Genomic DNA, 21,059 nt, shown 5'->3' with positions numbered 1-21,059 from the left:
ACAATGTTGTGTATTAGTGAATCATAGCGGCATCGGCATCGGTGTTTTCGGCCAATTCGGTAATGTTCCTTCTGCCAATAAGCAGTATTAAAAGGGCTATAATGGTGCTGCCGGCCATAATGGCTACCATAGGTACCATAGAGTCTTTTAGAAATTCGCCCACCACCATAGACGCCAGTGCGCCAATGCCTAACTGCATGGCACCCAAAAGGGCAGAAGCACTACCCGCATTTTTAGAGAACGGCGCTAATGATAGTCCCGCTGTATTAGGGTTGGTTAACCCAAGGCATCCTAAATATAAAAACAGCATGCCAATGGTTTCGTACAGGCCTAACCAGTTATTTAGGGCTAAGAACAGGAATGCAATGCTTATTATTGCCTGTAATGCAAGGCCAAAATAAACCAGCTGCCCGCTTTTGTATTTGCGAAGCAGGAGCGAGTTTAACTGGCTGGTGCCGATAAAACTAACCGACATAAGGGCAAAGATCCATCCGTATACTTCGCCGGAAACTTTAAATATCTCCATAAAAAGTATGGGCGATCCGGCTACGTAGGTAAACAATCCGGAGAAGGCCACGCCACCCGACAGGGCATACGTGTAAAACTGCGGGTTGCTAAAAACTTCTTTAAAACCCAGTAAAATTGGGCGTGGTTTAAGCGATATGGTAGGATCTGGCTTGCGGGTGTGGGGCAACCCAAACCTTGATGCTAACAGTACAGCAAAGCCCATAACGGCCAGTATTATAAAAATAGTGTGCCACCCAAAACTTGCAATTACGTAGCCGCCAATGGTTGGTGCCAGCATGGGCGATAATCCCACAACCAGCATAAGCAGCGAGAAAACTTTAGGGCTGTCCTGCACCGGGAAAAGGTCGCGCACCATGGCCATAGAGGCTACTGCTGCGGCACAGCTGCCCACTGCCTGTATAAAGCGCAGGCCTATAAATACGTCTATATTAGTGGTAACGGCGCAACTTAACGATGCTATAATATAAACCGCAAGGCCAATATAAAGGGGTATCCTGCGGCCGTAGCGATCCAGTAGCGGACCGTATAGTAGCTGTCCTGCCGAAATGCCTATAAAATAACTGGATAACGATAAAGAGACCTTATTTGCGGTGGTATGCAAATCTTTAGCAATGGCGGTAAAGCCGGGCAAATACATATCGATAGTAAATGGCCCCAATGCGGTTAACGATCCTAAAATAAGGATAAGCGAAATGTATTTTTGTCTGGTCAAAGCGTAAAATTAGTTTTTGCAAAGGTAAGGCGTAAAGCCTACTTTTCCTGTAAAAACTCCATTATCCTTTTGTCAACCTCTTCGCGCTGGTCTATGGTTAAAAAGTGGCCGGCATCCTCTATAACTGCTGCATTTACATTAGGTAGTATTGCGCCTGCGGTGGCAACAATATCGGGCTGGTTTAAAATATCATGGTCGCCTACCAGTACCATTACGGGCAGGGTCAGCATTTTAAGCTCATCGTCGCTAAACGGCTTCATTTGCAGAAGGTCGAAATTAGATTTGGAGTTTTTAGTGCCCAGGTACATTTGCTCTTTAAACTCGTCGCACACCGTGCCGGGTTTCCTCGAAAAAGAGTTGACTACTTTTTTAAGGCGCTTTCTATTAGGGAAGAATTTAAAGCTGGCCGCCGTCATAGTCTCCGATTGCATATTGATGCCGCTAAATGTTTGTACCGGTGCAAGCAATACCAGTTTTTTAATCCTGTCCTGAGAGTCTATGGTGTAGTGCGTAGCCACCCAACCCCCACGCGATGTACCTACAAGGTTAATGTTGGTAAGCTTAAGCTCGTCAAAAATCTGGTTGTACCATGCTGTAATATCGTCGCCTGTAAACTTTTCTTCGTTGGCTATAGATTTGCCCGGCTCTACAAGGTAATCTATGGCATAGATACGGTATTTTTTGGCAAAGTCTTTAATGTTGGGGTACCACATGGTAGAGCTGGCATCCATGCCGTGCAGCAAAACCATAGGCTCGCCATCGGCAGGGCCGCTGATAATAACGTGTGCCAGGCCAAACGTAGTGGGTATATCTCTTTCTACATAGGGAATAGGCCACAATTTCATGGTGTTGTTGTAGGCCTCTATGTATTTTTGTTCGGCTTTCTTGTTAAGAAACAGGCTGTTATTACTTTTGTTTTTAGCTGCGGTACAGCTTAAAAGCAAAAACAACGATAGCACGGTTAAAAAAAGTTTCCTTATCATAAAAATAGTAGTGTGATGATTGTGTACTCTTCAATTCCTTAACAGTTGTTGAAGTATGTAGTTGCAAATTTCGGTTTAATTTGCCGGTTTGGTTTTGCAATTTTTAAAATTTTAACAAAAATAGGTACGGTGATTTTTAAAAGGATATTCTTACTAATATGTAGCGTATTCTAAATCATAGTGTAAGCAAAAAAAAGCTATATGTTTCCATATAGCTTTCGTATTTGTAGTAGTGTATTTTTAAAGGCTCTTAAGTCCTTTAAGCTCTTCAGTTGTACCTTCTTTAACGCTTATGGCAAAACCACCACCCGGGGCAATGTATTGCTTTAAAACACTTTTAGAGGTAACCACAACTTTAGTAATTACATAGTTTTGTGGCTTCTCTTTCCAGTTGGCATCTTTAGCATCGGCATAAATGGTAGCAACGTATTTTTTGCCTTTTGGCAGATAATCAAACGCTACGGTAGCCGTTCTTGAATTTTCGTCGGTAATACCGCCTGTAAACCATTCGTTTTTACCCTTAGCTTTACGGGCAATGGTAACGTAGTCTCCCGGCTCGGCTTCAAGCACATAGGTATTATCCCAATCTACGGCTACATCTTTTATAAACTGGAACGCATCCGGAAAACGGTTGTAATTCTCCGGTAAATCGGCAGCCATTTGCAGCGGACTGTACATGGTTACATAGTAAGCCAGCTGTTTGGCAAGCGTAGTGTTTACGCGCTGGTTGCCACCGGTTTTGTAATAAGTAAGGTCGGTTTGGAAAATACCCGGGGTATAATCCATAGGGCCTCCCATAAGGCGCGTAAATGGCAGTATGGTTGTATGTTCTGGGGCAAGGCCACCCATAGCTTCAAACTCGGTACCACGGGCAGATTCCTGTGCTATCCAGTTAGGGTATGTTCTGTTTAAGCCTGTTGGGCGCACCGCTTCGTGGCTGTTAACCATAATTTTATAATCGGCAGCCCTCTCCGCAACGTGAATGTAGTGGTTAACCATCCATTGGCCATCGTGGTGCTCGCCACGCGGAATAATAGAACCCACATAGCCCGTTTTAACGGCATTATAGCCATTATCGTTCATAAACTCAAAGGCCCTGTCTAAGCGGCGCTCGTAGTTAGTAGCCGACCCCGATGTTTCGTGGTGCATGATAATCTTAACACCTTTAGAAGCCGCATAAGCCTGTAGTTTTTTTACATCAAAATCGGGGTAGGGAGTCACGAAGTCAAAAACCTCTTCTTTCCAGTTGCCAATCCAGTCTTCCCAACCCACGTTCCAGCCTTCAACCAAAACAGCATCAAAGCCGTTTTTTGCTGCAAAATCTATGTACTCCATAACGTGCGCAGTAGTAGCACCATGCTTGCCGTTTGGTGTAAGCTTTGTAAAATCGTCAGTCAGCTTAACGTTATTTTCTTTACCATAAGCCCAGGTGCTTTTGCCGGCCACAAAATATTCCCACCAAACGCCAATGTATTTTACGGGCTTAATCCACGATACATCTTTGTATTTGGTAGGCTCGTTAAGGTTTAAGATAAGTTTAGATGCCAGTATATCAGTCGCTTTATCGCTAACCACAATGGTTCTCCACGGGGTTTGTGCATCGGTTTGCATATAGCCGTTGTTGCCTACAGCATCGGGCGTTAGGTGCGAGCTGAATTTAAAGCCGGCATCTACATTAAGCGACATTGCCGGGTAGTTGATAAGCGCAGCCTCATGAATGTTGATGTACAACCCGTCGGCCGATTTCATCATGCTTGGGGTTTGCACCGATGGGTTTTCTATAGGCCTTTGCGCATTGATCTCGATAGTAGCCTTTTTTTGCAACGCCGGGATTTCGGATATTTTAGATGTAGTGTAAGCATACTCATTCGTATCATAATCGCCCGGAATCCAGAAAATTTTGTGGTCTCCGGCAAGGTTAAACTGTGTATGCTCTTCTTTTACAATAAAGTAGCTTAATCCGTCCTGTTTCGGGAATTCGTACCTAAAACCAAGTCCGTCGTTAAACAACCTGAAGCGCAGGCGTATGTACCTGTTGTTGTTGGCAGGCTGCGAAAGGGTAACCAGTAACTCTGTATAATTATTGCGAATGGTTTTTTGTTCGCCCATAACAGGCTCCCAGTTGGTGTCTACCGTTTGTTGTTTGGTATCGGTAATTTTAAAACCGTTTATAAAAGAAGCTCCGTTTTTAACTTCAATTCCCAGTGTGCTGGATTTAATAACGGGTTTCTTTTTGTAGGCAAGTTCGTAGGTTGGCTCGCCGTTAGCGCTAAGCTTAAAGGTAAGAACCACGTTCTTATCGGGCGAAGTAACCTGCTGGGCATGTAGTACCGCACCGGCAAGAAGTAGGAAAGCCCATAATAATTTTTTCATGGAGTTTGTTTGAATGATTAATCTAATTCTGAATCGATAAAATTACCCAAATAAACCACACAATTATATACTATAACAATTTCGGACGTACGCAAACCTTTGCGTGTTGAAAACTTTTAAGTTTTACGATTGTAATTTTGAGGATGTTGCGGTTTTGTAGTTTAATTTTGATGATATATGAATAACGCAAAAAGCCCCGCAGGTTAGTGCGGGGCTTAGGCATTTATGAGTGTGATTAATTTTGTCGGTTAATATAGATCCAGCCCGTTTTGCTTGGGGCATCGCTAAAATTTATAACATAGTAATAGGTACCGGTAGGCAACTCATCGCCACCATCGGTCTGGCCGTACCACTCGTTACTGTAGTGTGTTTTGCTGTAGACTTCCTTTCCGTAGCGGTTAAAAATTTCAAGATTATTTATCTGGAAACCACTAAGATCGAAACTATCATTCAATCCATCGTTATTAGGAGATATACCGCGCTGAATGGTGCAGTTGCCACTTTCAAGATTAAGTGGGGCAACCGTATAGCAACCCGCTGTGTTTTGAGCGTGTATATAAACCACACCGCTGTTAGTAGCTAAAGCATAAACAGCCGGGGTTGCAATAGCATTGGTACCGGCAAGGGCATCGGACTGGGTAGGGTAATAGCTTAGTGTTAAACCGCCCGTAAGCTGTGCCGCAACATCGGTAAGGTTAAAAGGCGAGCAGCCTTCTAATACAAGATCGTTGTTTATTTGCGGGGCATCTAAAACATCAATGGTAAAAGATGTTGTAGCATAGCACGTTGCGTTGCTAACCCTTACATAAATAGTTTGCGGGGCAGCTGTATTTACAAAAGCGGTGGCGTTTGCAATAGCATTGCTGTTAGCATCGGCATCGGCCTGGCTTGTAAAATAGGCAATGGTTACGCCTGTTTGACCCGCCAGCAATGCAGCATCCTGCTGGGTTAAGTTAAAGGTAGCTTTACCATCGGCAACATCGCCATCGCAAATTTCGATTGAAGGTAAAGCTACAACCGCTGGCGCCGCAAATACATTAACGGTAAACGTAGTATAGCTTTGGCAACCCGCAGCCGTAGTTACGGCAACATATATAGTTTGCGGGTTAACGGTGTTAGTAAAAGCCGATGGAGTTACAATCGGGCTTGTACCTGCTTCGGCATTAGCCTGGCTGGTGTAGTAGGCTACTGTAGCGCCGGTTTGGCCTGCAAGCAACGCAGCATCGTACTGGGCAAGGTTAAAGGAGGTAAAGCCGTCGGCCGCGCCGGTATCGCAGGTTTGTAAATTGGCTACTTGTGGCAGTTGCAGCACAGGTGTAACTTCTAAGTTAAATGTGGCAATAGAAAAACAATCCGCCGCATTAGTTACCACAGCATAAATAGTTTGCGGATTTGTTGTATTAGTAAAAGCGGACGGTGTTACAATTGGGTTTGCACCTGCCTCGGCATTGGCCTGGCCGGTGTAATAGGCAACAGTAGCACCCGTTTGGCCTGCAAGCAATGCAGCACTCTGTTGGGTAAGGTTAAAGGCAGCAAAGCCATCGGTAGGGGCGACATCGCAGCTTTGCAGGTTGGGCAAAGCAGGCAACACAGGGGCGGCCGTAACACTAACGGTAAACAATGTGTACGCTTTGCATCCGGCCGTATTGGTTAACGCCACATATATAGTTTGTGGATTTGTTGTATTAGTAAAAGTCGATTGTGTTACAATCGGACTTGTACCGGCTTCGGCATTGGCCTGGCTGGTGTAATACGCCACGGTAAGCCCGGTTTGCCCGCCAAGCAATGTACTTTCCTGCTGTGTAAGGTTAAAGGCTGTAAAGCCATCTATAGCGCCTGTATCGCATAAAGTAAGTGGTCCCACCGGGTTTGCTACAGGCTGTGGCGCAATTATAAGCTGAAAGCTTGTAGTGCTGTAACATACGCTGCCAGCGTTTTTAATTACACGCACATAAATGGTCTGGCCAGTTGAACTGTATGCAGATAAATCTCCCGTAAGGGCATTGGTACCGGCATCGGCGTCAGCCTGTGTGGTATGGTAGGTTACGGTGTAATCAGCAGGAAGCTGCGTGCCTAAAATCACGGCAGTCTGCGCCGTTAGGTTAAACAACGCCGAAGCCTGGTTTTGGCAAACGGTTAAGTTAGGGGCAGTGTTGGCTACCGGTGCCGGTGCTATAATTACAGTATCGGTTATTTGCAGGCTCTGTCCGCCGAAGCTTACAAAATCTACGGTTACGGTATAGGTGCCACCCTGGCTATAGGTATGGCTCGGCATAACATTGGTTGAAGTATTGGCAGTGCCCGAAGTTGGGTCGCCAAAATTCCAGGTGGCGCTTTGTATATTGCTGTAAGGTGATACATTAAACATGGTAGGGCTGCCGGCGCAAACGCCGTTAAATTCTATTTCTTCGGCAAATAAAGAGGTAAGAAAATTAGGCAGGCCGTTGTAGCATGAGGCCGATCCTAATGGCACGGCGCTACCCTGAAAATCGCACGCGCCTCCCAAAACATTGGGTTTGTTAATTACGTGCAGTGCACTACCGCCCATTAACTTAGCACCATACAATTTGCCATCTATACCTAATTGTAATGTGCCAATGCCTGCCTGAGTAGTTATTAATGTTTGCGATGCCTGTATGGCGGCCGTTGTGGCCAGAGTTACATCGTACTGGTAAATTTGATTAGGGTTTAACGATGTAGTACTACTGGCATAAAGCACCTGGCTATTGGGCGAAAATTCTACCCCGTAGCTTTTTAGTGTACTTATCATTTGTGCGTTACTAACCACACCGGTTGCGGCATCAAAATCAAGCAATTCCAATCCTTTAGTAAGTAAAGGAGTTGTTACAAACATACTCGAATTGTAGCCAATGGCCGATGCCAGTTTTGTGCCATCCGGCGATGCTTTTAGACATCCCGTAAGGTTATTTTCTTCCAAAAGGCCCACAGGAATAAAATAATTATCGTAAACAGTACCAACAGAGCTTATTACAGGTGTAGTACTAACCCCGGTAGAAGAAATAAGATAAGCCACAAAATCCTGGCTGTTATCTGCACCGTGGGTTATAACCCATACTTTTTCGCCATCGGCATGTTTAACCGCTGTAATTTTTTCGGCTACGGGGGTGTATATAGGGGCGGGGTTGGGTTGGCCTGCCGGTACCCAGTTTTTTGCCACCATTTGCCCAAGGCCGTTGTTGAGCGACATATCTACCTCGTAAAAATTTAAGCCTAACGGCATATAGCCATCAAAAGACTGGGTGGTAAATATGTAATAAATATCTGCCGCCAATGGCTTTTTTACTATAATGGCAGCCTGAGAAGAGCTAATGCTACCCTGTAGGTCGCCACCATTGGCCATAACCTGGTGGTTTTTATTGTAAATTTTTACACCGTTGGTATAAAACAAAAGGTTTCCGTTAGCATCAGAAATGGTAGAGCAGCCTTCGCCGGTGCTTAATGCATTATCTGTTAATACAGCAGGCGCGCCTGAATTAAAGTCCAATCCGGCAAATCCTCCAAAATACCAGATGGCTCCTTGTTTTTGGGCAAAACCCGCAAAGGAGCAGAGCAACACTGCAATGCAGCTAAGTTTTTTAATTAAGGTTAAGAAGCGGGGCTTCTTAGTGGTGTGTTTCATGGGTTTAAACAGTTTTGTTAGTTATTGTGAATAAGAAAATAGCCGTGTATTTAAGTTTTTGATAAGTAGCAGGGGTACTATTGTTCGAATTTGTGCTTACATTAACAACCAGTACATTATAACAGATTGTTATGTTTTAGTTATAAAATTTATTGTGCGCTACAAACATAACAGGCTCTTTACATAAACCCTATATTTCAGGATGGTTAAAATGGCGACAGAGGCAGATAAAAATGGCGACATTTAGTTGTAAATTCCTAACAATTTCTTGATTTATAGTGTATTACATTATTTTATTAATCTGGATTAAGCCCAAATTAATAATTGTATTAAATTAGTAAGCCAGATGGTTATATTTAACGTTTAACTGTTTCTTTATTAAATAGTTAATCGGTAAAATGCAGAATAATGATGGTTAAGTGAAATTTGCAAAATTGTATAACAAATTTGTAATAATTTCATAACTCACTTATTATATATATGTTTACTTTTGAGAAAGTTCTTAATTTTATCCTATTAATTCATACCACACCTTACGCACACATGAAGACAAAAGGAGATATTATAATAGTAGAAGACGACCCGGATGACTGGGAGGTGCTTCTGGATGTTTTTGACCAGGTAATGGACGAGCACAAATACGAAAACAGGGTAATTATCTTTGAAGATAGTACCATGGTAGTAGATTACCTTAATGAGTGTAAGGCCGATCCGTTTATTATTATTTCTGACATTAATATGCCATTTATGAATGGCTACGAACTACAGGAAAAAATACATAAAGACCCTTTATTAGGTAATAAGGGTACTCCTTATATTTTAATGAGTACCGATAACAGTACAACTAACTTTTTTGATAACGCAGCAAAATCGGTTCAGGGTTATTTTAATAAGCCTGTAGATATAGACGATTATAAAGTGCTTATTACAAATTTATTATCTTACTGGAAAAAAAACCTCTTACCATCTTAATAATCGTTATTACATTGTTTTTTCAGGCTTTTGCCCTCTAAATAAGAGGGCTCTTTTATGCGAATAAAAATCTGAATAGCATTAAATTTACGCTTTTATTAACAATTTAACTCAATTATCCTTGGTAAATTTATAGTGCATCCAACTGTTAAATTGCATGATTGTAAATATTTAATAATCTGTATTTTAATAGTTTTACTATGGCCAATTTTAATAAGTCAGCCTTAAAATATAACTACCAGTGGGCTTTACCTTTTAAATCTAAAAGGTATATTTACATTACTGATGACGATGTTATAGACCGCCGCAACGGCTACCATGTATTAGAGTTTATAAACCACTTTTTGGCAACGCATGGTCTTTTTAGTTTTGAGTTTTTTAGAAAACTCGAAATAATGATTTGTCGCTACCTGCCCGAATCTTTAATTACCCGACGTGAAATTTGCGACTGGCTTCGTAAAAACTGGAATACCCGGTTTTAAAATAATGTAACAATTGACTAATGTAGCATTGCATAATTTTAAATTATTTAATTTTTCAATCTTAAAATAGGGCCTGCGTAAAACTACGCACAAAAAAATTCAGGTAATTATACGTGTAGTAGTGTTAAAAAAATTAACAATATTTACGATGTAATTTATTATTTATATTATGACTGCATCTCAACCTACTACGCCAAAATTTGCCGAAAATTCGTTGCAATATAATTATATCTGGACAACAGTAAAGCAGACGCAAAATAATGCAGATAACAATTATATAGATGTTACCAACGGTTATGATGTATTGCGGTTTATAAATAATTTTTTTGAGACCCATGCCCTTAGCAGTGCGCAAACCTTTAACAGGATAGAAATGTTACTGCACCATTTACCACTAACAGTTAACAACCAAAAAGACATTACCAACTGGGTTAGAAAAAACTGGACACGCAATTTTACCGGCACAAACAGGCTTAGGCTATTTTAATTTAACAATTGTGCTAATTGTAAGGTCTTTGGTAACTTCTCCGGGTTCTAAAAGGGCAGTAAAATTAGCGTGTTTGCCATTATCCAGGCTAAAATCTTCCCAATGCGAATCGTTAAGCCAGTCCCAGCGCTTATAGATTTTAGTGTTATAGAAATCTTTAAAAATATGCGTTTCAAAACTCATTAGTTTTTCGGCAGCCTCGCGGGTGGGGCGTACCTTTTCGTAAAACAATCGTTTATAGGGTTTAGATTTATCATCAGTAATGTATATTACTGCCGAATAGCCCGTTGTAACATTATCCTTAACTGTTTCGTAGATTATTTTAGTAATGTAAAAATCTTTACGCAAAATAGCCGTTTTTATTACCTCTACATCGTCTACAATGTAGGTTTGTGCACTTACGGTAAGCGCAGGCGACAACAAAAGGGCTAAAATTTTAAATTTCATAGCGTATCAATTTAAACACTAGCAACTTGGCTAATTGTAAATATAAACTATCGAAAAATAATTTACTAACCCTAAATGTTAAGTTAGTTTAAACTTATAAATTTATCGATGAAATGAACGTGCCATAAAAATGTAAGACTAATTAAAATTAATTATTATAGGGATCCATTAGTCCGTTGGGGGTATATGCTTCTTCTATGTAAAATTGCGCCGGATTAACAGATCCGTCTATAGTGTTACTATAAACTACCTTGCTATTTTTGCCATCCTCGCAGCTTACCTTTGCCCTTATTTTTGTTTTTAAAGCGCCTTCATATTTTGGTATTGTAAACGCCCAATATTCTTTAGGCTCAAGAATTACTGTATGGTAACTGTTGCCGCACCAGCTATTGGGTAAATATTCTATATCGTTCCAGTTGCCGTTACTGTCAAGAGCTTGAAGGGTTACATTTAAACGGCTGTCCTGGGCATTAAACACGGTGTTACTTTTAGTAGTGTTGGCTATATACATCTTATAACCTAAATAGTTTTCCGCAAAAATTGTATCTTGTTTTGTATCTATAATTACCGATAGTTGATTTTTAGTGAATGGCTGTTTTCTTATTTTTTTAGGCAAATTTTCTGACTCTGCCCAGCCATTGTAATCTTTTTTATCGGAGCTTTGATAGGCATAAAAATAACCTCTCATTTTATGATCGATATTTACGGGAATATTTTTTTGTACAGTGCTGATTTTTTCCTGCCAAACAATATTACCATTAGTATCAATATAGGTTAAACGATTGTTTACAAGTGCCTTTAATAAACCGTTATGAAAACCGGTCCTGTCAAAATCCTGCATTATAGGTTTTAAAATTATTTTGTCGTCAAGATTTCCTACGCCATAAAAATATTCATCATCACTATCATACCTGTAAAAAAAGTAATTACCTATAATCCCGGTTTCAGCAATTTCTTTAAAGCGGGGCTTTACCTTAAAATATCCGGTTGTATCTATAATTCCCCATGAATCGTTTACCTCTACAATTGCGTAACCATCTTTAAATTTCTTATTTAGAATATTATTATATAATGGATTTCCAATTGGTTTAAAATTAGTATCGATCATCATATAATCACCTTCTTTCTTTTTTATAAAGGCCCTGTTATTGGAAAACTCATTAACATAAGGAAATAAAGTATCGTTAAAAACAACATTACCTTTTAAGTCTATGTAGCCTTCATAAGCTTTTTCGCTTGTACTAATAACGCCTTTTTTTTCAGGTATCCAGTATTTGTAAAGGTGTATAACTGCTAAGCCATTGGTAAAACCGCTACTAATATAAGAATGGTTCTTGTTATCATACGTAAAAAGCAATTTTCCTTTTGTATCTATAGCACCATAGGTATATTTCCCCTCAGAGTTTTTAATAGTCACTTTTGCCACACAATTGTAAAATGGCTCTATGTTATATTTTCCAGATGCTATAATTGTTTTACCATTGATGTCTAACAATGATGAGGAGAATGTAGGTTCTTCTTTAGAGGATTTATCAGCAATAGCAACGCCATCTATAAAATCGCCTATATTATCATAAATGGTATCAATTACATATTTTTGAGTCGAAGTATTGTAGACACCCCATTTTTCGGATTTGGTTTTAACCTTAAATAAATCTTTATCTATGTTATGTGTAAAAAGAAACTGGTCATCAAAAACTTTTTCATTTTTAGTATTTATAATTTGAACTTTACCATTTAACCTTACTTCTGCCATGCCATTACCAAATTCAGATACATAATCGTATTTGGGCTGTACTACATAATTGCCTAAAGTATCTATAAGGCCAAACAAACCATCTTGCCTTACCGCAGCTATGCCGTTAGCAAAATCTGTCCCGCTCCTGTAAATGGGCTTAATAACCACAGTGCCCTTCTGGTTAATATAGCCAACCCGGTTATTTTCTGTAATTTTAAATAACTGTTGTGCCGATAACTGGAATGACGCAAGTAGAATTATTAAACGTAAAATGAATTTCATTTGAAAGGGTTTACTTCAAAAATAGAAATATTAAATTTATTATGGCAGATACGCGCAGCCAAAAATTTTAAATCAAAAAATTTAATCCCATTTCCCGCTGCAAAGTTACAACGCAAAAAAACAGATAGTACTGAAGTGGTTGTTTCAGTACTATCTGTTATAAAATTAGTATGGAGATTTTAAATTTAGAAATGAGTATTTAGATCTTAGTATTGAGATTTTTTAGAGTGCGATTTGCATCTCAATTCTCAATACTAAAATCTCAATTTTTCACTCTTGCTAAATTATTATATATGTCTTTTTTTGGTTGTGAGCAAAATGTTGAAAAAACACGCTAACTCAAAGTCCGAAAGTGAAATATCAAAAATTATAATGTTGATTATCAATTACGGACTGTTGAATAAATACCTAAAATTTGATGAAACTGTGAAGACGTAATTTTTGTGTAAAATTTATATACATATGTAGCAGAAAGATTACAAATTAAGCTGTGTGATACATCTCGGCAATAAGCTCGTAGGAGTGTTTTCTGTCGGCAAAATCTTCGGCCCAGGTGGCTATCATAATCTCATCTACATTATATTCATCGGCCAGGGCATCTATTTTTTTCTTGACTGTTGCAGGCGTACCGGCAATAAAACGGCCTCTGTTCCAGGCAATTCGGGCACGCTGGTGCATAGAATATTCCATGTTTTTAATCTCATCGGCAGATGGTAGATCGCCGGTAGCACCCATTTCTATATGCAGCATGCGGTAGTCAAATTCAGCCACCCAGCGGTCTACATTATCCTGATCTTCATTACAGTAGGCAAAAATACCCACGTTAACTTTGGGTTCGGCAAGCTCCGGGCTTGGCTTAAAACTGTCACGGTAAATGGCCACCACCTCGGGCCCGCCCACCGGATTTATAAAGTGGGCAAACGATAGCGCCATGCCAAAATGTGCCGCAAACTGGGCACTACCGCCGCTTGAGGTAAGTATCCAGAACTCAGGCAAAATCTCGGGGATAGGGTAGGCCTTAACCTTTTCGTGTACGGTATCGGGCAGTTCGTCATCACGTAAATAGGCCTGAACGTCAACCAGTTGTTCGTAAAATTGCTTCTCGCTAAACGTATTGGCAGGGTTTAATAATTGTGCCGAAAGCCTGTCGCCGCCAGGTGCCCTGCCAATGCCAAAGTCGATCCGGTTGGGGAATAATGAGGCTAACATGCCAAAGTTCTCGCTGACTTTTAGCGATGTATGGTTGGGCAGCATGATACCGCCCGACCCCACACGTATACGTTCTGACTTGGCTGCGAGGTAGGGTATGAGCACCTCTGGAGTAGTACCTGCCACCAGTTTAAAGTTGTGGTGTTCGCTTACCCAGTAGCGTTCAAAACCCAGTTTATCAGCCAGTTGTACTAACTCTCCGGACTCTTTTAATGCTTGTTGTGCGTTGCTGTCCCTGCCAATTTGCGACTGGTCGAGCACGCTTATTTTAATATTTTTCATTGAAGTAGAATGCTAAATTGTAATATACAAAGTTACAGATAATATTGATAACCTGTATGCACTACGCCTCTGCAGCTTTGGTTGTGGCAACGGCACCAAGGCAACTTGCGGGTATGTTAAAGGCATCAACCAACGGCACGGCATCCTGCCTAATTTCCCAACACAGTTGACTTACCAGTTTTCTAACTGCCTTTGTTTTAACACCTTCCATGTATCCCTGCTCAAGGTACCAGGCTTTATGCTCTCCTATTTTGTTAAGGGCAAAAAGGTTGTAAAGACGGGTTAGTACCTCTTTAAGGGCTTCATCTTTAGTGTCTTGCAGTTTTATTTGAAATTGCTCCAGCACCACCCTGTCTAAATAGCTATCGGCAATTTGCAGCATGTGCGGATGCATAATATTGGCGGCATCAAAAGCGTCGAGGCCATCATCCACAAGCTTTTTAAAACGCCTTGCTGCCGAGCTAACAATTTCTTTTTCACGGTATTGAAACGCCTGTAAATGAAACGCAGGGTCTTTTAAATGCGCCTCATCGGTATTGCGGGTAGCAATGGGGTTTTTCTCTGTAATACTGGTTTTGGCCTTGTCTACCACATAGTTAAAGATAGTAGAAACATTCATCTCACCAAATTGTTTACGAAACTCGCCCAGCCTGTTCTTGGCCGTAAGTTGCATAAGCACAGTGTTGTCGCCCTCAAAAGTGGTGTAAATTTCGGTGTCGTTCTTAAGGTCGTCTATACGGTTTTCGCTCAGGTAGCCTTTGCCGCCACAAGCCTCGCGGCACTCCTGCAGGGTATTACGGGCATTCCACGTAGTATAGGCTTTTAGGCCGGCTGCCAGTGCCTCAATTTCCTGCATTTCATCTTCTTTACGGTTGATGAAACGCTTGGTAAGATATTGTAAGCCAAAGGTTAGTGCGTACGAGTTTGCCAGGTAGGGCATAAGCCTGCGCTGGTGCATGCGGTAGTTTAAGATGGGTACCTCGTTACCGCCCTCGGGGCCAAACTGCCTGCGCTTGTCGCTATACTTTATGGTAGTGGCTAACCCGGTTTTTGATGCCGCGAGTGCCGATCTTGGTATGCCTATCCTTCCGCCAACAAGGGTACCAAGCATGGTAAAGAACCTGCGGTTATCGCTTGGTATGGGGCTTTCAAACTCTCCGGCCTCATTAACGCTGGCAAACTTATCAAGCATGTCTTCGTGCGGTATTACAATATTTTTAAACGTAATGATGCCGTTATCTACGCCGTTTAAGCCCATTTTATGGCCGCAATCTTCGATGGTTATGCCGGGCAATACTTCTTTATTTTTGTTACGTATGGGCACTACAAAAGCGTTAACGCCATAGTCTTTACCCTCTATAATAAGCTTGGCAAAAACGGTAGCCATTTCGCCGTGGTTGGCGGCATTGCCAATATATTCTTTACGGTCGTATTTCTCGGGTGTGTTGATTATAAATGTACGGTCCGCGTGGTTGTAAGTAGCCGTGGTATGGATGCCTTTTACGTTAGAGCCGTGGTGGGTTTCGGTCATTGCAAAACAGCCCGGTAACTCCAGCGTTCCGGCACCTTTAAGGTATTTATTAAAGTGCTTATTGGTACCCAGAAACATAACGCTCATGCCCCAAAGGCCAAACTGCACGCCAAACTTTATAACAAGGCTAAGGTCATGGTAGCTAAGGGTTTCCATAATGGCAAAATAGCCCTCAATATCATCTTTACCGCCCTGTGCTTTAGGGTAGGCGTATGATCCTAAACCTTCATCGGCCAGTAATTTGCACCATTGCAAGACCTTCTCCCTAAACTCGGCTACATCGGTAGGAATGTCCAACTTAAAAGCCTCGCTGCCAATAATAGATTTTACTTTATTGATGATATCTGCCTGGTTGCCATCCAGCAAATCAGTCATTTTCTGAACGTTAAAGCTCTCAACCGTGTTGTGCTCCTGCGTAAGCGTTTTCTCCCTTCGGCGAAAGCCCGAAATTACTTCGGGCCCCATAATGCCTAACCCACTTTCGAGCTTGGCAAAGGCAGGGGCAATTTTAGTAATATCCTCATTGCTAAAGGCAGGCCGCTCGGCGTTGGCAATCAGGAGGCCAAGATCGGTAAGGCCGCCAATTTTGGGATTGCTGTCTATGGCCTGGTTTATCTTTTCTTTCCAATGAAAAAGTTCTGACCGTGAGGGTGGTTCGCTTAGCGTTATCTTCGATTTTAAGAAGGCTTTTTCGGCTTTGGTAAGCCAGTCCTGCCCGTTTATAAAATCGGATATGGTGGTAAATTCGGTATTGGTTAGTACATCATCCTGCCAGGCATAATATATAACCGGCAGTAATATAGAGAGTTTGGGGTCGTTATTAAAAGTAATGTCCATTTTTATGAATTTAATCCTTAAAAATAAGCAATTACTTACAGACGTGTATTTAAATTGATGTTAAAGGTGAGTTGCAAAGTCTCTGAGTTGCAAAGTCTCTGAGTTGCAAAGTAGCAAAGTAGCAAAGTAGCTGAGTTGCAAAGTTGCAAAGTAACAGAGTGCTAAAATTAAATGTGGCAGGGTTACAAAGTTGCAAAGACTTTGCTACTTTGCAACTCAGCTACTCAGCTACTCTGAGACTTAGAGCAAAAAAACATTCAACGCGGCGTACTGCAACAGCATAATGGTTTTGGCATCTTTAATTTCGCCATTGGCAATCATTCCCAGTGCATCCTTAAAGCTAAGTTCCAGTACCTCAATATTTTCCTGCTCTTTTTCGAGTCCGCCGCCTTCGCCGGTTTTCATGGCGGCAGAGTAAGCCGCTACAAAAAAGTACAGTATTTCGGTTACAGATCCCGGCGACATATACACCTCCATTACCTTTTTAACCTCGGTTAACGTGTAGCCGGTTTCTTCTTCGGTTTCGCGCCTTATGCACTCTTCGGGGTCGCTTTCGTCCAGCAGCCCGGCGCAGGTTTCAATCATCATGCCCGTGGCATTTCCGTTAAACCAGGTAGGCAGCCTAAACTGCCGTGTAAGCACAACTGTCTGCTTCTCTTTGTTATACAGCAAAATAGTAGCACCATTGCCGCGGTCGTACACTTCGCGTTCCTGAATTTGCACTGTGCCATTAGGCAGTGTATGTTCATACTTTACTTTATTGAGCTTGCCCCAGTTATCAGATAATACAGTTGTAGAAAGTATAGTTGTCTTAGGTTCCATGGTTGTTTTTAAGAGTAGTTAACGCAAAATAACAGGAATTATTTCACAAAATGTAGTGCCGAATGTTATATTAATCAATAGAGAATGCGCAGTATTTTAGGTATATTTGAGAACTTAATAACTACAAATTACGCTACAATGATGAAAATTACATTTTCTGTTAACAAATTTTTTAAACTTTTTGCATTTGCTGTGCTTACAGGTGGGGGTATGTATGCACAGTCTTGCCCGGCTAACATTTCTGTGCCAAGCGCTACAGACCAATGTGGTGCCGCAGTTAGTTATGTTGTTGCCGGTGGGGGAGCCGCACAATCGGCTAATGGGGTTGTAAATCCAAGTGGGGCCGATGGCCTAACAGGCTGGACAGCCACTACCGCTGTGGGTACTACATGGGTAGCTAACGGCAGTGCCTTTATATCTTCTTACAATGTAAGTACCATGTCTCAGGTTATCGACCTTACTACTATGGGCATGAGCGATGCTTACATGGATACTTTGCCCGCAATTACTGTATCTGAAAATTATATGGGTAGCGGTGGTAATTTTAGCGATACCTATAAACTTACTGTGGAACTTCGTGGTGAGACAGATAATGTAATTGCTACGTATACTACAGGCAACTTAACCTGTACAACTGCATGGCAAACAGCATCGCACGTGTTTACAGGTTATGCCACAGGGGTGCGTAAAGTATATATTCAGCATACCGGAGATGATGCCGAATTTTGGGCAGGTAACTACGGTGCTGCTGTAACTGCTGCAAGCTTAACTATAGCTGTGCCAACAAGTACTGTAGTACAAACAGCCGGCCTTGCAAGTGGGGCGGTTTTCCCGATAGGTACTACCACCAACACTTTTACTATAACAAGCGAAGACGATGTGGTTACCAATTGTACTTTTGATGTTACGGTTACCGATGGCCAGGCTCCGGTTGCTGTAGCTCAGAATTTTACAGCGGTGTTAGGCGCAAACGGTACTGCTACCGTTACCGCTGCTGATATTGATAATGGCTCTACCGATAACTGTACTAATTTTACGATGTCTTTGGATGTAACCGCGTTTACCTGCGAAGACCTTGGCGAAAACACTGTAACCCTTAGCGTTACCGATGGTACCAATACTACAACAGCTACTGCCATTGTTACGGTAGAAGACAACACTGCTCCTGTAATTGTTGTTACTGCTGTAACCGCTGAGATTGATGCCGATGGTGTTGTAACATTATCTGCCGAAGAAATTGGCGCTGCTGCTACAGATAATTGTGGTATTGCAACTTATAGCTTAAACACCTATGCTTTAGATTGTGGCGACCTTGGTGCTAACACCGTTGCCCTTACAGTAACCGATAATGCGGGTAACAGCACTACAGCCGATGTTGTTGTAACGGTTACAGACGCAACTGCTCCAACAGTTGTTACACAAAATATTACAGTTACATTACCGGAAGTTACCATTGCTACAATATCTGCTTTAGATATAGATAATGGCTCTACCGATAATTGCGGTATAGCAGGCTTAACGTTAGACACTTATTCTTTTACCTGCGAAAACCTGGGCGAGAACACCGTTACTCTTACTATTACAGATAATAATGGCAACGTATCTACAGGTACGGCTGTTGTTACTGTTGTAGATACTAATAACTACTGTGCTACTGCGGCTTTGGCTAACTTTAGCGTTGATACTGTTAGCGTATATCCTAACCCTACAAACGGAATATTTTCTATTGAGGCAGGAGATATTGCCATTGACAAAATTGAATTGTATGATATGAGCGCCAGGCTGGTTAAAAACCTTGATGTTACTAATGCATCGGGTATTTTTAATGCCGACCTAAGCAGCGTTACAGCCGGAATTTATTTTGTAAAACTATACAGTGCAGAGGCATCTGTGGTTAAAAGAATTGTAAAACAATAATTTTAATAATTGAGTTAGTTTAGATTGAAGGGGAACCGGCTTTATGCCGGTTTTCCTGTTTATATAAAGTTGGTAATGCCTTTACAATTTAACATTTTTGCGGTACTTTGCCCTTGTGCAGTACACTGAATTTATACTATATTTACACCTTAATGCTAAAACTTTCAAAGAATGAAAAAATTATTGTTAGGCGCTCTAATGGTTTTGAGTTTAAGTTTATCGGCTCAGACATCTGAGAAAAATGTACCGCTATCCCGTAAGGATTATGACACATTTATGAAGATTAAGGGAATTAGTTTTTTCAAGAATTTTGAAGATGTGCCGGAAGAAGTTACACAGGTTACTGCTGGTACTACCGTTACTAAAACTACTGCAAAAACAGCTCAATACCAACTAACTATTACACCCGATGGTGAGTGGCAATTTGCTATGACAGCTAAAAAACAAACGTATTACCTGCGCTTTATAAGTGGCAACTTAATTGGATATTCTTTATTTACCCAGCCAAATGGCGAAACAGCTTTGGTTTATTACGATAACTCTAAAGTGGTTTTTCAGGAAAATTTAAAAGTGGTTAAATAGTAGTTAACCTACTGATACATAAACAAGAAATCCATTGAGCAATCAATGGATTTTTTGTTTTATTGCAACAGCGATAAGATCTGTTTTATCGAGAAATGTGCGCCGCAAACAAACTCATCGGCGGCACCGTAATATATAGTTAGCTGGTCGCCATTAACAACATGCCCGTTAGTAAAAACCACACAGCCAAAAAAGCCGCTCAGCTCATAATCTTCGGTGGGCACCATAATGGGTTCGACGGTACGTGATAATACTTTAGACGGGTCGTTAATGTCCAACAGAAAGGCACCCAGGCAATACTGGTGCTGCGCGTTGGCCCCGTGATAAATTTCGAGCCAACCCTGTTCGGTTTTTATGGGTGCGGCACCTGCGCCAACGCGTGCGCTATCCCAATGATCGCTACGCGTTTTAACAATGCACTGATGATTGCCCCAATGTACACCATCGGGCGATTCGGCCAGCCATATAAAGTTGCCGCCAATTTCTACACTACTGGGGCGGTGCAGGGCATAGTATTTACCATTTATTACTTCTTCAAAAATAGCGCAGTCCTTATTATGCGGGGGGATAATCATTCCTTTATGCTCAAAACTCTTCCAGTCTGTAGTAGTGCGCATGCCAACGCCCACGCCATTTGCCGATACCGCTGTATAGGTTAAATAATAGGTGCTGTCTATTTGGGTAACACGGCAGTCTTCTATGCCAAATTGCTCGAGGTATCCATCGCCATGTAAAAGTGGGTAGCCTTCGGGTTCGTAAAAATCGACACCGTTATCGCTACAAAGTAACCGCAGGTGCGATAGTGTGGTAAGGTAATCAAGGCCCTTGTATTTAATAACCCGCGCATCGTTGGCAATAAGGTCGGGGTCGTTAAGGGGTACCTCTATAATTTCGGTATTGCCATCGGCATTAAGTGCCGGAAAAAAAATAACCCCATGCTTTTGTTCAATGCTTTCGGCAACCCGTACTATAAGCCAGGTTTTACCTTCAAAAACAAAAACACCGGGATTTAAAAGGCTTATAACCTGCAACCCGGGGGTGCTGGGTGGCAAATGTTTAGGCAGTAGCAAAGGGTTTTCGGGAAACCTGCGGGCAATATCGCTCATTAATCAACCTGATTTAAATTGATTATGAATTTCCGAAATTTAAAATTGCGGACTGACTCTTTTAACAATTAATTACCAGACGCTTAGTGGCCAAAGTTTTTAGATTTGATGGTTACTACTGTTATTGTA

Annotated in this window: 15 protein-coding genes; 5 read left to right on the top strand and 10 right to left on the bottom strand. The window is 41.4% G+C overall.

Translation table 11 applies throughout. The annotated features are described in order from the left end of the window. Positions 1–13: 13 nt before the first annotated feature. The 4 genes from G509_RS0115015 to G509_RS0115000 form a co-directional block, all read right to left on the bottom strand. The gene (locus tag G509_RS0115015) at positions 14–1,240 is read right to left on the bottom strand and encodes a multidrug effflux MFS transporter (protein WP_026992293.1); all 1,227 of its coding nucleotides are present in this window, start codon (positions 1,238–1,240) and stop codon (positions 14–16) included. A 38-nt stretch (positions 1,241–1,278) separates the two neighbouring features. Next, on the bottom strand, positions 1,279–2,223 hold the full coding sequence (locus G509_RS0115010; RefSeq protein ID WP_026992292.1) for an alpha/beta fold hydrolase: 945 nt from the start codon (positions 2,221–2,223) through the stop codon (positions 1,279–1,281). Between the two features lie 240 nt (positions 2,224–2,463). Then, complete coding sequence (locus G509_RS0115005) at positions 2,464–4,596, bottom strand: glycoside hydrolase family 97 protein (protein WP_035739009.1); 2,133 nt, start codon at positions 4,594–4,596, stop codon at positions 2,464–2,466. A 235-nt stretch (positions 4,597–4,831) separates the two neighbouring features. After that, on the bottom strand, positions 4,832–8,236 hold the full coding sequence (locus G509_RS0115000; RefSeq protein ID WP_026992290.1) for a T9SS C-terminal target domain-containing protein: 3,405 nt from the start codon (positions 8,234–8,236) through the stop codon (positions 4,832–4,834). A gap of 543 nt (positions 8,237–8,779) precedes the next feature. Here G509_RS0115000 and G509_RS0114995 point away from each other — a divergent pair. The 3 genes from G509_RS0114995 (at position 8,780) to G509_RS0114985 (ending at position 10,177) form a co-directional block, all read left to right on the top strand. Beyond that, the gene (locus tag G509_RS0114995; RefSeq protein ID WP_026992289.1) at positions 8,780–9,208 is read left to right on the top strand and encodes a response regulator; all 429 of its coding nucleotides are present in this window, start codon (positions 8,780–8,782) and stop codon (positions 9,206–9,208) included. Positions 9,209–9,408: 200 nt separating this feature from the next. Beyond that, the gene (locus G509_RS0114990; protein WP_026992288.1) at positions 9,409–9,690 is read left to right on the top strand and encodes a hypothetical protein; all 282 of its coding nucleotides are present in this window, start codon (positions 9,409–9,411) and stop codon (positions 9,688–9,690) included. A gap of 169 nt (positions 9,691–9,859) precedes the next feature. Beyond that, entirely contained in the window at positions 9,860–10,177 is a 318-nt protein-coding gene (locus tag G509_RS0114985) for a hypothetical protein (protein ID WP_026992287.1), read from the top strand. On the opposite strand, the gene G509_RS0114980 is transcribed toward G509_RS0114985, so the two are convergent. The 5 genes from G509_RS0114980 to nudK form a co-directional block, all read right to left on the bottom strand. Next, positions 10,169–10,624, bottom strand: coding sequence for a hypothetical protein (locus G509_RS0114980; protein ID WP_026992286.1), 456 nt, complete (start codon positions 10,622–10,624; stop codon positions 10,169–10,171). The genes G509_RS0114985 and G509_RS0114980 overlap by 9 nt on opposite strands. A 148-nt stretch (positions 10,625–10,772) precedes the next feature. Further along, entirely contained in the window at positions 10,773–12,644 is a 1,872-nt protein-coding gene (locus tag G509_RS0114975; protein WP_026992285.1) for a WG repeat-containing protein, read from the bottom strand. A gap of 483 nt (positions 12,645–13,127) precedes the next feature. Continuing rightward, positions 13,128–14,135 carry an LLM class flavin-dependent oxidoreductase gene (locus tag G509_RS0114970; RefSeq protein ID WP_026992284.1) on the bottom strand — a complete coding sequence of 336 codons (1,008 nt, stop codon included), beginning with the start codon at positions 14,133–14,135 and terminating at the stop codon, positions 13,128–13,130. 61 nt (positions 14,136–14,196) lie between these two features. Next, positions 14,197–16,503 carry an acyl-CoA dehydrogenase family protein gene (locus tag G509_RS0114965; RefSeq protein WP_026992283.1) on the bottom strand — a complete coding sequence of 769 codons (2,307 nt, stop codon included), beginning with the start codon at positions 16,501–16,503 and terminating at the stop codon, positions 14,197–14,199. Between the two features lie 240 nt (positions 16,504–16,743). Next, on the bottom strand, positions 16,744–17,325 hold the full coding sequence (nudK, locus tag G509_RS0114960; protein ID WP_026992282.1) for a GDP-mannose pyrophosphatase NudK: 582 nt from the start codon (positions 17,323–17,325) through the stop codon (positions 16,744–16,746). Between the two features lie 138 nt (positions 17,326–17,463). On the opposite strand from nudK, the gene G509_RS0114955 reads away from it, so the two are divergent. Both G509_RS0114955 and G509_RS0114950 read left to right on the top strand, forming a co-directional pair. Continuing rightward, a complete protein-coding gene (locus G509_RS0114955) occupies positions 17,464–19,242 on the top strand; it encodes a T9SS type A sorting domain-containing protein (RefSeq protein WP_161627182.1) in 1,779 nt (592 codons plus the stop codon). A 171-nt stretch (positions 19,243–19,413) separates the two neighbouring features. Next, complete coding sequence (locus G509_RS0114950; protein WP_026992280.1) at positions 19,414–19,824, top strand: hypothetical protein; 411 nt, start codon at positions 19,414–19,416, stop codon at positions 19,822–19,824. Positions 19,825–19,883: 59 nt separating this feature from the next. Here the strand turns inward: G509_RS0114950 and G509_RS0114945 are convergent, their stop codons facing one another. Next, complete coding sequence (locus G509_RS0114945) at positions 19,884–20,930, bottom strand: glycoside hydrolase family 130 protein (RefSeq protein ID WP_026992279.1); 1,047 nt, start codon at positions 20,928–20,930, stop codon at positions 19,884–19,886. Between the last annotated feature and the right edge of the window lie 129 nt (positions 20,931–21,059).

Source organism: Flavobacterium subsaxonicum WB 4.1-42 = DSM 21790 (assembly GCF_000422725.1).
GTDB classification, from domain to species: Bacteria; Bacteroidota; Bacteroidia; order Flavobacteriales; family Flavobacteriaceae; genus Flavobacterium; species Flavobacterium subsaxonicum.
Note: the sequence above shows the minus strand (reverse complement) of the source record. Positions and strands in the feature narration are given on the sequence as shown.

What these genes read in the sequence shown, in the direction of transcription:
- G509_RS0115010 (WP_026992292.1), bottom strand. Translation starts at nt 2,223, where the DNA reads ATGATAAGGAAACTTTTTTTAACCGTGCTATCGTTGTTTTTGCTTTTA.
- G509_RS0115005 (WP_035739009.1), bottom strand. Translation starts at nt 4,596, where the DNA reads ATGAAAAAATTATTATGGGCTTTCCTACTTCTTGCCGGTGCGGTACTA.
- G509_RS0115000 (WP_026992290.1), bottom strand. Translation starts at nt 8,236, where the DNA reads ATGAAACACACCACTAAGAAGCCCCGCTTCTTAACCTTAATTAAAAAA.
- G509_RS0114995 (WP_026992289.1), top strand. Translation starts at nt 8,780, where the DNA reads ATGAAGACAAAAGGAGATATTATAATAGTAGAAGACGACCCGGATGAC.
- G509_RS0114990 (WP_026992288.1), top strand. Translation starts at nt 9,409, where the DNA reads ATGGCCAATTTTAATAAGTCAGCCTTAAAATATAACTACCAGTGGGCT.
- G509_RS0114985 (WP_026992287.1), top strand. Translation starts at nt 9,860, where the DNA reads ATGACTGCATCTCAACCTACTACGCCAAAATTTGCCGAAAATTCGTTG.
- G509_RS0114980 (WP_026992286.1), bottom strand. Translation starts at nt 10,624, where the DNA reads ATGAAATTTAAAATTTTAGCCCTTTTGTTGTCGCCTGCGCTTACCGTA.
- G509_RS0114975 (WP_026992285.1), bottom strand. Translation starts at nt 12,644, where the DNA reads ATGAAATTCATTTTACGTTTAATAATTCTACTTGCGTCATTCCAGTTA.
- G509_RS0114970 (WP_026992284.1), bottom strand. Translation starts at nt 14,135, where the DNA reads ATGAAAAATATTAAAATAAGCGTGCTCGACCAGTCGCAAATTGGCAGG.
- G509_RS0114965 (WP_026992283.1), bottom strand. Translation starts at nt 16,503, where the DNA reads ATGGACATTACTTTTAATAACGACCCCAAACTCTCTATATTACTGCCG.
- nudK (WP_026992282.1), bottom strand. Translation starts at nt 17,325, where the DNA reads ATGGAACCTAAGACAACTATACTTTCTACAACTGTATTATCTGATAAC.
- G509_RS0114955 (WP_161627182.1), top strand. Translation starts at nt 17,464, where the DNA reads ATGATGAAAATTACATTTTCTGTTAACAAATTTTTTAAACTTTTTGCA.
- G509_RS0114950 (WP_026992280.1), top strand. Translation starts at nt 19,414, where the DNA reads ATGAAAAAATTATTGTTAGGCGCTCTAATGGTTTTGAGTTTAAGTTTA.
- G509_RS0114945 (WP_026992279.1), bottom strand. Translation starts at nt 20,930, where the DNA reads ATGAGCGATATTGCCCGCAGGTTTCCCGAAAACCCTTTGCTACTGCCT.